Genomic DNA, 12,551 nt, shown 5'->3' with positions numbered 1-12,551 from the left:
ACGCCGCTTCCCCCTCTCTACCCGCTTCGCGGGGGAGGGGGACGACACCCTCGGGGCGGGGCGGCCCTTCCTCGGTGTCTCTGAGTGGGGGCGCGCCAGTTTTATGTCCAGCGCTATGAAGAACTGATATGACTAGCAAAACCCATTTCCGCATCGGGCAGATCGTGCCCAGCTCCAACACCACGATGGAGACCGAGATCCCCGCCATCCTGCGCGCCCGCGAGGCGCTGGCGCCCGAACGTTTCACCTTCCACTCCAGCCGCATGCGCATGAAGCATGTGACCAAGGAGGAGCTGGCCGCCATGGACGGCGACAGCGACCGCTGCGCGCTGGAACTGTCGGATGCGCATGTCGATGTGCTCGGCTATGCCTGCCTGGTGGCCATCATGAGCATGGGGCGCGGCTACCACCGTGTCTCGGAAGCGCGCCTGCACCAGCGCACCGTGGACAACGGCGGTCCCGCGCCCGTGGTCACCAGCGCCGGCGCCCTGGTCGATGGCCTGCACGCCATCGGCGCGAAGAAGGTGGCGCTGCTGGCGCCCTACATGAAGCCGCTGACGCAGCTGGTCATCGACTACATAGAGAACGAAGGCATCGAAGTGGTGGACAGCATCTCGCTGGAGATTGCCGACAACCTGCAGGTGGGTGCGCAGGATGCGCGCGCACCCATCGAGATCACGCGGCGCCTGAACACGGCCAATGCCGACGCGGTCATCGCCTCGGCCTGCGTGCAGATGCCCTCGCTGGCCTCGGTGCAGCCCATCGAGGACCGCGTGGGCCTGCCGGTACTGTCTTCCTCGGTGGCCACGACGTTCATGATGCTCAAGCGCCTGGGCTTGCCGACAGCCGTTCCGGGATTCGGTGCGCTGTTGAGCGGTAAATACTGAATCTTTCCTTGAGAAAGGCCGCTATTGCGGCCTTTCTCGGAGCGGGGTAGGTCTAATTCGCGGCATCCAGAACTGGCATGAGCCAGGTCAGAGACACCGAGCAAGGGCCGCCCCGCCGCGAGGGTGTCGTCCCCCTCAGGGGGAAGCGGCGACGCCGCTCAGGGGGGCTTAGATTGCCGGGATGCGCAGCTTCTGGCCGGGGTAGATCTTGTCGGGGTGGCTCAGCATGGGCTTGTTGGCCTCGAAGATCACCGGATACTTGTTGGCATCGCCATAGAACTTCTTGGCAATGGCCGACAGCGTGTCGCCGCGCACCACGTCGTGGTACTGGGCTTCGGGCTCGGGGTTGGTCACCGTCATCTTGTTGTCCACCGACTGCACGCTGGAGACGTTGCCGCAGCACAGCGTCACCTTTTCCTTGACCGCCTGGGTGGGGGCCGTGCCCAGCACCGTGACCTTGCCCTGCGAGCCATCGAACTGCACCTTCACGTCGCTGACGCCCAGGTTCTGCGTGCCGATATAGGTCTCGATGGCCTTGGCGGCCTTGGCATTCAGGTCTTGCGCAGGCTCGGCTGCCTGTGCGGCGCTGCCGCCGAACAGCTTTTCGCCGGCTTCCTTGATGAAACTGAAAAGTCCCATGGGTGACTCCTGTTGGTGGGTGGAAAAACGGAAAGGCCAATGTAACGCCTAACAGTGGCAGCGCGCGCTGCCGGGCAGGAGCGCTCCCGGATTTTTGACATTTGCGCCATTCTTGCGTTCACGTCCTCACTCAGTTGTCGTCCATGGCTGACGCTATCCTCCGGAAAACTCCGATAATCGCGCCCATGACTTTTTTGGCCATAGACATCGGCAACACCCGCTTGAAATGGGCGATGTACGACGCGCATCGGCCTGGCGCCGCTTTGCTGGCGCACGGCGCGGAGTTCCTGGAGCACATCGAGCACCTGGCCGAAGGGCCGTGGAGCGACCTGCCCACGCCTACGCGCATGCTGGGCTGCGTGGTGGCCGGCGACACGGCGCGCCGGCGCGTGCACGACCAGATCGACATGATGCTGGGATGGGATTTCGAGCCGCAGTGGGCCGTGCCCGGCGCGGCCGAGGCCGGAGTCACCAACGGCTACGACTTCCCCTCGCGCCTGGGGGCGGACCGCTGGGTGGCCATGATCGGCGCGCGCCAGCACATCCTGCAGCGCGGGCCAGAGCGGCCCCTGATCGTGGTCATGATCGGCACCGCCGTCACCGTGGATGCGCTGGACCAGCACGGCCACTTCATGGGCGGTCTGATCCTGCCGGGGCACGGCATCATGCTGCGCGCCCTGGAAAGCGGCACGGCCGGCCTGCACGTGCCCACGGGTGCAGTCACGCCATTCCCCACCAACACCAGCGACGCGCTGACCAGTGGCGGCACCTACGCCATCGCCGGGGCCGTGGAGCGCATGTACCAGCATCTGTACATGCATTGCAGCATGGAGCCCGCCTGCGTCATGGCCGGCGGTGCAGGCTGGAAGATGGTGCCCAGCATGACGCGCCCCTTCGAGCTGGTGGACAACCTCATCTTCGAAGGCCTGCTGGTCATGGCGCAGCGCCGCTGGGGCGATGCCAGCGGCCTGCCTGCCGACGCGGTCAAAGCGGCCTGAAGCCACTTCGATCGTGCGGCGCAGCATCGCGCCGTTATATCCGTTGCGTAACAGTTGATGACAGCGCTGGTGCCGGGTGCAGGGGCGGCCTTGGACCCCGCATCCGGAGCCTTTCGCGGGGGATGCGGCGACAGTGGATAATCCGCGGCAATGTCTTCCACCAATCACGTCATGGAACCGATTGCCGGTGTCGAAGCCCCGATCAAGGGGCGGCTGGGCGAACGCCTGCTTTCCGCCGGCAAGCTGAACGAGCGCGATCTGCAAAACGCCCTGCAGGCGCAGCAGGAGTTGGGCGGCTACCTGGGCCAGGTGCTGGTCCAGCTGGGCGTGGTGGCGGAAGCCGACGTGGCCCAGGCGCTGTCCGAGCAGCTGCACATGCGCTGGCTGCGCGCGGAAGAGTTTCCCGACCTGCTGCCCGATGTGCCGGGCCTGCTGGCAAGCTTTCTGGATGCGCAGTGCGTCTGCCCCATTTCGCTGCAGGACGGCGTGCTCGAAGTGGCCATGTCCGTGCCGCAGGATCCCTTCATCACCAAGGCGCTGCGCCTGGCCACGGGTCTGCAGATCAAGCCCGTGCTGGCGCTGGAAGCCGACATCCGCAAGGCCCTGTCCGAAGCCGGCCAGGAACCCGAAGGCGAAGAAGGCCAGGACTGGGAGTCGGACGCCACGGGTGGCGACTTCGTCGAGCACCTGAAGGACCTGGCCAGCGAGGCGCCGGTCATCCGCCTGGTCACGGGCATCATTTCCCGCGCCATCGAGCTGCACGCCTCCGACATCCACCTGGAGCCCTTCGAGGCCGGCCTGCAGGTGCGCTACCGCATGGACGGCGTGATCCATGCGGCCGAACTCGTGCCGCCCCGGCTGAGCGCGGCCGTGGGCTCGCGCGTCAAGCTGCTGGCCCATCTGGACATTGCCGAGCGGCGCCTGCCGCAGGACGGTCGCATCAAGACCCGCGCCAAGGGCCGCGAACTGGACCTGCGTGTCTCCACCGCACCCACGGTGCATGGCGAGAGCATCGTCATGCGGGTGCTGGACCGCGCCAACGTGCGCCTGCGCCTGGAAAGCATGGGCTTCGAGGTCGATACGCTGGAGCGCTTCAACACCTTGCTGGCCAAGCCGCACGGCATCGTGCTGGTCACTGGGCCCACGGGCTCGGGCAAGACCACCACGCTGTACGCGGCCCTGTCCAAGATCGACGCGGTTTCCAACAAGATCATCACCGTCGAGGACCCGGTCGAGTACCAGCTCGACGGCATCAACCAGATCCAGGTCCATCCGCAGATCGACCTCACCTTTGCCAACGCCCTGCGCTCCATCCTGCGCCAGGACCCGGACATCATCATGATCGGCGAAATGCGTGACGGAGAAACCGCGCAGATCGCCGTGCAGTCCGCGCTGACAGGTCACCTGGTGCTGTCCACGCTGCACACCAACACGGCCGCAGGCGCCGTCACCCGCATGCGCGACATGGGGGTGGAGAGCTACCTGATCACGTCCTCGGTCAATGGCGTGCTGGCCCAGCGCCTGGTGCGCACGCTGTGCTCGCATTGCAAGCAGCCCGACACGCTGCCGGCCGCCGCCGTCGAGGGCAGTGGCCTCAAGCGTTTTTTGCGCGAGGGTTCGCCCATCTACCGCGCCGTCGGCTGCGAGCATTGCCGGGGCACGGGATACAAGGGCCGTACCGGCATCCATGAACTCATGGTCATCGACGAGCCGCTGCGCCGCGCCATCATCGAAGGCCAGGACGCCAACGCCCTGCATGCCATGGCGGCCAAGAGCGGCATGCTGAGCCTCTACGACGACGGCCTGCGCAAGGTGGCCTCGGGCGCCACCACGCTCGACGAAGTGCTGCGCGTGACCCAGGACCAAAGCGATGCCTGATTACAGCTGGGAGGCCGTGGACAGCCGCGGTCAGATGGTCAAGGGCACTTTTTCCGCTGCGGCCGTGGCCGAGGTGGTGGTGCACCTGCGCAAGAGCCGCCTGTCGCCCATCAAGGTCGAGGAGGCCGTGGGCCTGGGCAATGTGCCGCTTGCGGTGCGTGCGCTCAAGAAGGGCCGCATCAAGGCCGACGACATCCAGGGCATGACCACCGAGCTGGCCATCATGATGCGGGCCGGCCTGTCGCTGGACAACGCGCTCAAGGTCCTGGTCGAGATGAGCCACAAGGTGCAGATGCAGGCCATGCTCCAGTCCGTGCTCGACAGCGTCAAGGCCGGCATGCCGCTGAGCCAGGCACTGGGCAAGCACCACGACCTGTTCGGCGACTTCTATATCAACATGGTGCGATCGGGCGAGGCCAGCGGCCAGATGTCGGGCGTGCTCAACCGGCTGGTGGAACACATGGCGCGCCAGCGTGCCCTGCGCGACAGCGTGGTCTCGGCCACCATCTATCCGGCCATCCTGCTGGGCGTGGCCGTGCTGTCCCTGGTGGCCATGCTGGGCTTCGTGGTGCCGCAGTTCGAGCAGCTTTTCAATGACATGGGTGACGCGCTGCCCCTTCCCACGCAGTTCGTGATGGGGCTGGGCCATGCGTTTCGCAGCTACGGCTGGGCGGTGTTCATCGTGCTGGGCGCGCTGGGCTGGGTCTTCGCCCGCTGGGCCAAGAGTCCCAAGGGCCGCCAGACCTGGCAATCGTGGCTGCTGGGCCTGCCGGGCCTGGGTGGCGTGGTGCGCAAGTACCAGCTGACCCTGTTCAGCCGCTCGCTGGGCACGCTGCTGGGCAATGGCGTCACGCTGCTGACCGCACTGCGCATTGCCAGCGACACGGTCTCCAACGTCGCCATCCGCGAGCGCCTGGAAAAAATGGGCCCCATGGTCAAGGAAGGCCATCGCATGGCCCATGCCGCCCAGAAAACCGGAGAATTCGAACCCCTGGCCCTGAATTTGGTGCGGGTCGGCGAAGAAACCGGCCGCCTGGGCGACATGATGCTGGAGCTGTCCAACATATTGAACCGCGAGGTCGAAAACGCGATCAAACGCCTCCTGACCATGCTGGAGCCGGCGCTGATCCTGGTCCTCGGTATCCTTATCGCCTCCATCATCGTGTCGATCCTGCTCGGAATCCTGTCCGTCAACGATCTGGCCGTCTGATGAATCTGAATTGTCTGAAAGGTATATAGAAGATGATACGCATGCAAAAGCAACTGTCCTCCCGCGCCCGCAAGCGTGGCTTCACGCTGATCGAACTGCTGGTCGTGCTGGCCATCTTGACCCTGCTGGCAGGCCTGGTCGGCCCCAAGGTACTGAACCAATTGGGTGGAGCAAAGACCAAGACGGCCGGCGTGCAGATCGCCGACATCGAAAAGGCGCTGGAGCTGTACAAGCTCGACGTAGGCCGCTACCCCACCTCGCAGCAGGGCCTGGACGCGCTGGTCAAGCAGCCTGCCGGCGTTGCTGGCTGGGCGGGCCCCTACCTCAAGGGCGGCGTGCCCAATGATCCCTGGAACAACGCCTACCGCTACACGTATCCTGCTGCCAATGGCGACCTCGAGATCCTCTCGCTGGGTGCTGACGGTGCCCCGGGCGGCGAAGGTGAAGCAGCCGACGTGCGCAACACCAAGTAAGGTGCTCTTGAACACTGCTGTAGCCACCGTTGCCGCACCGTTTTGCCAAGGATGAGTCTTGAAGCGCGCCCAGGGTTTCACGCTGATCGAGCTGCTGGTGGTGTTCGCCATTCTTGGCGCCATCATCGGCATCGTGCCGCCTGCCATGGGCAAGCTGCGCGATGCCGTGGACTATCGGCAGACGGTGCAGGACGTGACGGCCCTGCTGCGCAAGGCGCGCCAGCAGGCCACGCTGCAGGGCATGCCTGTGGCATTCGCGGTCAATACGAATAGCCGCCAGTACGGCATCGCCGGCCAAGCCACGGCCAAGCTGCCCGACAGCCTGACGGTGCAACTGACCACGGCAGCCGGCATGGCGCTGGCTGATGGCAGCCAGACCATCGTCTTTCTGCCCGAAGGCGGCGCCACGGGGGGCAGCATTTCGCTCGCCCGCGCGCAAAGCGGCGGTGGCGTGCGTCTGCGTGTGGACTGGCTGTCCGGCCAAGTCACCAAAGAGGCCCTGTAATGCGTCGGCGCGCCGCTTCCCGCCCCAGGGTGCGGGGCATGACCTTGCTGGAGCTGTTGGTGGCGCTGTCCATCATGGCTGTCTCGCTGGCGCTCATTTATCGGGCCGTTGGTGGTTCCGCGCGCGGTGTTTCCAAACTGGAGCAGAACCAGGGCGTGGCCCTGCTGGCCGATTCGCTGATGGACGCCTTTCCTATGGTCGATCCTGGTGGCACCCAGGCCTCAGGGCAGGATGGTGCCTACGCTTGGCAGGTGGCTTCCGCGCCTTTCTCCGTGGGCGGCCTGCCCGAAACCGCGGTTCCCCTGCATGCCTTGCGCATCACGATCTCCGTTGAAAACCGCAGTTGGGTCTTCGAGACCCTGCGCCCGCAGCGGCCCTTGCAGCCAGGTGAGGTGACCCGATGAAGCTGCGTGGCATGTCGTCCTCCGGGCAACGTGGCTTCACCCTGGTGGAGTTGCTGGTGGTTATGACGCTCCTGTCCCTGCTCATGCTGGGGCTGGCGTCGGCCATGTCCACAGTCTCGCAGACGCAAGAGCGTGTCGATGCGCGACTGGACCGCATGGACCACCAGCGTGTGTCCATCAGTTTTTTGCGTACGGTGCTAGGCCAGGTCTCTGCGGAGCGGCGCCGGGGTGGGCAGCGCATGCAGGGACAGAGCCCATTCTTCTTTCAGGCGGGACCCAAGGGCATGCAATGGCTGGGGATCATGCCGGCCCGGTTCGGGCTGGGGGGACGAACACATTTCCAGTTGGCACTTGAGGGGGATGCGTTGGTGCTGCGATTCACGGCCTGGAGGGGTGCGAACATGGAGCCTGATTGGGGCCAGAGCCAGTCCTACGTCGTCGAACGTGCCGTCTCGGCCTTTTCATTGAGCTACCAAAACGCCAAATTGGGCGCGTCCAGGTGGACTCCCCTGTGGGAGGATGAAAAGGAGCTGCCCTCGGCAGTGCAGATTCAGTTGCAGACCTCCACTGGCGCTTGGCCTCTGATGGTGGTTTCCTTTCTGACGCCTTCTGCAACGAACCCGAGTGTGGGCGGTGGTGGACCGGCATTTGGCGGGGGGCGTTAGTGGTGCAGGATCCTCAGATGCGCAAGCATTCGCAAGCCCGGGGGATGGCGTTGGTCTTGGTCCTCTGGATCGTGGCGGCGCTCGCCATTTTTGCATCCAGCTTGGGCGGGGTGGTGCGCGAGGAGGCAAAGGTGGGGGGAGTGACACGCGACATGGCCCTGGGGCGAGCCATGGGCGAAGCTGCTATCTACCAAGTTTTACAGAGAATGGCGATCAACCCCGCCGATTTTGCGCAATACCAGGTCGTGAGCTTGCCTGGGGCGCATCAGATAATAGAGGTCGAAATCGTGCCCTGGAGCGGATTGGTGGACATCAACGCAGCATCTCCCGTGCTGATGGCCGCAGTCTTCTCCCGCCTGGGTATAGGCTCGGGTGAGGCGCTCGCGCAGGCCTTGATGGATGCGCGGCAGGCAGCGCGCAGCGCAGCCTTTGGAGGAGGGGTCGCTTGGGAAGCCCCTGAAGATCTTTTGCAGGTGCCCGGCATGAGCTACGGCATCTATGCGCAGATCAAGTCTTTTGTGGTGGCGGATGTTGACGGCCGGGTGGGAGTCAACGCCAAGGCTGCGCCGCCCGCGCTGAGACAGCTTCTTGAGGGAGTTGGCGCGGGTCAAGAGGGCATTTCCAGCACACGCTATCGATTGACTGCCCGGGTCGTTTTTGAAGGCCAGGGTGCCGCCATGGTGATGCGCGATGTGGAGATCGCCGGCGGCGTTGGCAAAACAGCGCTGCCATGGACAGTGCTTTCAGCGGCCCAGGCGTGGGCCGGACGGATATAGGTGCATCGAAACCCTGGAATGCGCGCGCGTTGCGGCGCCGTCCTTGGCGGATGTGGATCAAGAAGGATTCAGCAAAAGTGAAAACGAATTTGTTCATCAGGGATGGGGATCTATGGCGTTGATGACATCCGATGCGAAGCTGTTCGGGCTGGATTTGCGCGGACTTTCGGCTGAGCTGGGAGATACCTTGCGCAAGCTCTCCCAATCGGCCTGGTTGCGCAGGCTGGCTCCCACATCGTTGGTGGGCGTGTGGGCAAATGCCTCGGGGCCTGTGGGGGCCAAGGTGCGCGGGACTCATATCGAGTGGATCGATTCGGCCCGGGAGGCGCTGGAAAAAGCAGCTTACAAGGCCGTATTGCTGGACCCCGAACAAGTGCTGCAACGCGTGGTTGTATTGCCTGTCATGGCTCCGGCGTCGTTGCGCGGTGCCATTGAGCTGGATGTGCATACCATGACGCCTTTTGCGCCACAGGACACCTTGTGGGCCTACGCGGAAAGCACTGGCCCACAGCCGCCGGGGCGCCTGCGAATCGAAATAGTCATTGCGTCGCGCAGCCAGGTCGAGCAGGTCCTGCGCCAGCAGTCCATGCTGCTGCCTGCCGGCAGCACTCCGGAGGTCTGGGCTCCCGCCAGCACCACCACGGTCATATTGCCCAACTTTGGGGAGTCGCGACGGCGTCACGCCGAGGTGCGGCGGCGTAACTGGATTCTGGTGGGGCTGGGATGTGTGCTGCTTCTGGCGGTGGCTTTGGCTGTCACGCCAACGCTGCAACTGCAGCAACGAGCGCTGGACGCCCGCCAGCAGTTTTCCAAGCTGGCCGAGGCGTCCAAGGACACCGTGGCCAAACGTCAGCTTCTGGTGGAGGAAGGGCAGGAACTGGGCAAGCTGCAGGAGCGCCTGCAGCAGCAGCCGGATCATCTGCGCGTACTGGCCGCCTTGACGGAGGCCTTGCCCGATGATGCCGCCACGCAGCGCATCGTCCTTCGAGGGAGCAAGCTCACCATCCAGGGCCTCACCGGCAACGCCTCCAATACCGCCGCCATGCTGGCCAAGGTTCCGGGATTCCTGGAGGTGCGCCTGCCAACGGCCGTCACGCGCGTTCCCGGATCCAGCAAGGAAAGCTTCGCGCTGGAGGCCAATATCGACCCCAAGGTTTTGGGTCAATACGTGCGTGAAGAAGACAAGCCGGCGGACGCTTCGGAGGAAGAAGGCGGCACAGGTGTGCAAGCCGAGGCAGTAGATGCAAAGCCAAAGCCGGCAACCAAGCCTGAATCTTCCAGTGGGAGTAAGACGGATGCCGCTGTTGGTACAAAGCCCGTGAGCGGACCGAAAACTGAAGCTGTCACCGCTGCAGATGCAAAGCCGGCGGCCAAGCCTGAATCTTTGAGTGGGGGCAGGACAGATGCCGCCGTTGGTGCAAAGCCTGTGAACGGATCGAAAACTGAAGCCGGCACTGTCGCTGGTACCAATGCCAAGACGAAGGAGCCGCAATGACGGGCTCACGCAAACTGACGCCTCGCCAATGGCTGCTGCTCGCGGGGATTGCTGCCTTGCTGGTTGTGCCTCCTGTGATGTTGGGGTCCTGGGTCCATGCCAAGCACACCTGGGCGCAGGAACAACTGGACACCATGGAGCCACGATATGCACGCCTGGTTGGCTTGCAGGAACAGGTCGATGAAATCCAGCAGGGCCTGGAGCAGATCGCCGAAGCAAAAGCCGCCTATATCTACCCTGCCGAACAGGACAGCACGCAGACCGGCAATGCACTGCAGCAGAGGCTGCGTGCGGTACTGGACAAGTCGGGCCTGGCAGTAGTCAGCAGCCAGATGCGCCCTGCGTCGGAGTCTGAGGAACAGGGGCAGAGCCTGGGCCCCTATGAGCGAATCACCGTCGCCATGACAGCCGAAGGCAATTGGCCAGCCATTCAACTGGCCATATTGTCACTGTCTGAAGTATCTCCCACGGTGTGGCTTGACGAGTTGCAACTGAACCTGGTGGGCAATCTGGTCAACAACAATCCCAAGGTCCTGCCCAAGATCAGTGCGCAATTTACCTTCAGCATTCTTCGGAGCAAGCCGTGAACCAGCGCATTCTTTGGACCGCAGGACTTGCCGTGCCCATGGTGTTGTTAGGGGGGGGGCTCGCGTGGACCTGGCTGACGCCCCAAATGCAACTTAAAGATACCGTCTGGATACCTCCCGAGCCCATAAAGGCCGACATCCAGGCACTGGTACCCGCACCGTTGCCGGTGGTTGACCACGCTCGTCGTGATGAGCAATTGCTGCTGGAAATGCAGGAGCGGCCCCTTTTCGCCATCAGCCGCAGGCCACCACCACCTCCTCCTCCACCTCCTCCGCCACCAGAGAAAAAGCCTCCAGAGCCCCCGGATGTCTGGAAACAGGCGCGCCTGACGGGTACCTTCGAGGGGGATGTGGCGGGGATCATTTTCTCCCTCGACGGCAAGGAGCAGCGCCTGCTGCTCAACCAGGTCCTGTCCGGATGGAAGCTGCAAAGCGTGCAGGGTCGCAGCGCTGTACTGGCACGCGGCGGGCAGACACGTACGTTGCAATTGGTGAAGGCTTCCATGGACAAAGGCCCTACCATCCCGCCCGGCATGCGAGTACCTGCATCCCTGCGTGAGGCAGCGGCCCAGGCGCAGGCTTCGGCACCACCCGCCCCGCCTTCGCAGGCGCCATCGCCTGGCGGTGCAGGAGCACCTGCTCAGGCCGATCCCGAGCCTTCCTTTGGCGGACGCTGAGCCATCACCCGCCGAGAAATGAAAGACTGGTCACGAACACCATGAAATTGCATAACAGACCCCTTCAAACCGCCTTGGCACTGGCCGTGTGCCAACTGCTGCTTGCGTGCGCCCAGCAACCAAGGAGCAACTTCGTCAGCCACTTCAGTTCCACTGGGCCGCAGGAAAGCTATATCTTCAATGGCGACGATGGCAGCAAGAAGGACGACGAGGACAAGGACGCCGGTAGCGAGCCCCGCATCCTGAAAGGCACGGGCAAGCTGCTGGGAGATGCCAAGCCGGCGCCAGCACTCAAGACGGCCCAGGTCAAGCTCAGCTTCGAGGATGCGCCCCTGGCCCAGGTGGTACGTACCGTGATGGGCGACATCCTGGGGCTGGACTATGTGCTGCATCCCCCCATTGCCGGAAACGTGACGCTGCAGACGCAAAAGAACATCTCCGGGGACCAGGCGCTGTACCTGCTGGAAGCAGCCCTGCAGGCCAATGGGCTGGCCATGGCCCGTGATGCGCGCGGCACCTACCATGTTGGGCGAGTCGACGCGCTCAAGAGCCTGGGCGCTCCGGTACGCCAGGCCTCGGCTTCGGCGCCGCTGGCTCCGGGCTATGGCGCCATCATCATTCCGCTGGACTACATAGGGGCCAACGAGATGGCAGCCATCCTGCGGCCCATGGTGCCGGGGGATGCCATCGTGCGGGTGGACACGGTACGCAACATGCTGGTCATGAACGGCTCGCGTGCCCAGGCCGAGGGCTGGCTGGAAATGGTGCGCACGTTTGACGTGAACCTGCTCGAGGGCATGTCGGTGGGCGTGTTCCCGCTCAAGTATGTGTCCATACAGGAGGTGAACACGGCACTGCAGGTTATGAGCGGTGGGGCGGCGGCCGCAGCTGCCGGTGCAGGAGGCCCAGCCATTGGCTCGGTGGCGGGCCGGCCTGCACAGGGCGCGGCTGCCAACGCGGCCGCGGCGGCGGGGCTGGGCGAAGGCAACCCGATGTTTGGCGCGCTGCGCATCATGCCCATAGAGCGGCTTAACAGCATTCTGGTCATCACGCCGCGCGCCGCGTACCTGGAGGAGGCGCGGCGCTGGATCGCCAAACTGGACCAGCCGGGAACCGGCGGCGCGCTTCCCCAGCTCAACATCTACCATGTGCGCAACGGCAATGCCAAACACCTGGCCGGGGTGCTTGCTGGCATCTTTGGTGGAGGAGCGAGTACGGGTTCAACCAACAGCGGTGTGGCGCCGGGCCTGGGCACCTCGACCAGTGGCGCGAGCGGCTTCGGCAACAGTGGCTTCGGTAACAGCGGGTTCGGTAACAGCGGGTTCGGTAACAGCGGGTTCGGTAACAGCGGGTTCGG

At 64.3% G+C, this 12,551-nt stretch carries 14 protein-coding genes; 13 read left to right on the top strand and 1 reads right to left on the bottom strand.

Annotated elements, in window-relative coordinates; all coding sequences use genetic code 11:
* Nucleotides 1-128 precede the first annotated feature (128 nt).
* On the top strand, nucleotides 129-887 hold the full coding sequence (locus tag IAE24_RS29615; RefSeq protein ID WP_325100585.1) for a maleate cis-trans isomerase family protein: 759 nt from the start codon (nucleotides 129-131) through the stop codon (nucleotides 885-887).
* Between the two features lie 168 nt (nucleotides 888-1,055).
* Here the strand turns inward: IAE24_RS29615 and lysM are convergent, their stop codons facing one another.
* A complete protein-coding gene (lysM, locus tag IAE24_RS29610; protein ID WP_199961747.1) occupies nucleotides 1,056-1,526 on the bottom strand; it encodes a peptidoglycan-binding protein LysM in 471 nt (156 codons plus the stop codon).
* Nucleotides 1,527-1,711: 185 nt separating this feature from the next.
* Between lysM and IAE24_RS29605 the strand changes: the two genes are divergently transcribed.
* The 12 genes from IAE24_RS29605 to IAE24_RS29550 form a co-directional block, all read left to right on the top strand.
* Nucleotides 1,712-2,524 carry a type III pantothenate kinase gene (locus tag IAE24_RS29605; RefSeq protein ID WP_034390266.1) on the top strand — a complete coding sequence of 271 codons (813 nt, stop codon included), beginning with the start codon at nucleotides 1,712-1,714 and terminating at the stop codon, nucleotides 2,522-2,524.
* A gap of 171 nt (nucleotides 2,525-2,695) precedes the next feature.
* Nucleotides 2,696-4,402 (top strand): type II secretion system ATPase GspE, encoded by a 1,707-nt coding sequence (gene gspE / locus IAE24_RS29600; protein WP_043819858.1) that lies wholly within the window; start codon nucleotides 2,696-2,698, stop codon nucleotides 4,400-4,402.
* A complete protein-coding gene (locus IAE24_RS29595; RefSeq protein ID WP_199961748.1) occupies nucleotides 4,395-5,612 on the top strand; it encodes a type II secretion system F family protein in 1,218 nt (405 codons plus the stop codon). The genes gspE and IAE24_RS29595 overlap by 8 nt, the downstream gene beginning before the upstream one ends.
* Before the next feature lie 32 nt (nucleotides 5,613-5,644).
* Nucleotides 5,645-6,085, top strand: a complete 441-nt coding sequence (gene gspG, locus IAE24_RS29590) for a type II secretion system major pseudopilin GspG (protein WP_199961749.1) — start codon at nucleotides 5,645-5,647, stop codon at nucleotides 6,083-6,085.
* A 58-nt stretch (nucleotides 6,086-6,143) separates the two neighbouring features.
* Entirely contained in the window at nucleotides 6,144-6,590 is a 447-nt protein-coding gene (locus IAE24_RS29585) for a GspH/FimT family pseudopilin (RefSeq protein ID WP_065345374.1), read from the top strand.
* A complete protein-coding gene (locus tag IAE24_RS29580) occupies nucleotides 6,590-6,994 on the top strand; it encodes a type II secretion system protein (RefSeq protein ID WP_199961750.1) in 405 nt (134 codons plus the stop codon). Before IAE24_RS29585 ends, IAE24_RS29580 begins: the two co-directional genes overlap by 1 nt.
* Nucleotides 6,991-7,659 (top strand): prepilin-type N-terminal cleavage/methylation domain-containing protein, encoded by a 669-nt coding sequence (locus IAE24_RS29575; protein ID WP_199961751.1) that lies wholly within the window; start codon nucleotides 6,991-6,993, stop codon nucleotides 7,657-7,659. Before IAE24_RS29580 ends, IAE24_RS29575 begins: the two co-directional genes overlap by 4 nt.
* Before the next feature lie 17 nt (nucleotides 7,660-7,676).
* Nucleotides 7,677-8,435, top strand: coding sequence for a general secretion pathway protein GspK (locus IAE24_RS29570; protein WP_199961752.1), 759 nt, complete (start codon nucleotides 7,677-7,679; stop codon nucleotides 8,433-8,435).
* 112 nt (nucleotides 8,436-8,547) lie between these two features.
* Nucleotides 8,548-9,930 (top strand): PilN domain-containing protein, encoded by a 1,383-nt coding sequence (locus IAE24_RS29565; protein WP_199961753.1) that lies wholly within the window; start codon nucleotides 8,548-8,550, stop codon nucleotides 9,928-9,930.
* Nucleotides 9,927-10,517: a type II secretion system protein GspM gene (gene gspM / locus IAE24_RS29560; protein ID WP_160852906.1), complete on the top strand. Its 591-nt coding sequence runs from the start codon at nucleotides 9,927-9,929 to the stop codon at nucleotides 10,515-10,517. Before IAE24_RS29565 ends, gspM begins: the two co-directional genes overlap by 4 nt.
* On the top strand, nucleotides 10,514-11,194 hold the full coding sequence (locus IAE24_RS29555; protein ID WP_160852908.1) for a hypothetical protein: 681 nt from the start codon (nucleotides 10,514-10,516) through the stop codon (nucleotides 11,192-11,194). Before gspM ends, IAE24_RS29555 begins: the two co-directional genes overlap by 4 nt.
* 41 nt (nucleotides 11,195-11,235) lie before the next feature.
* The coding region (locus IAE24_RS29550) for a secretin N-terminal domain-containing protein (protein ID WP_325100584.1) at nucleotides 11,236-12,551 on the top strand (1,316 nt) is incomplete at its 3' end.

The sequence above is a fragment of the Delftia sp. S65 genome, assembly GCF_016516495.1.
Taxonomy (GTDB): Bacteria; Pseudomonadota; Gammaproteobacteria; order Burkholderiales; family Burkholderiaceae_C; genus Comamonas; species Comamonas acidovorans.
Note: the sequence above shows the minus strand (reverse complement) of the source record. Positions and strands in the feature narration are given on the sequence as shown.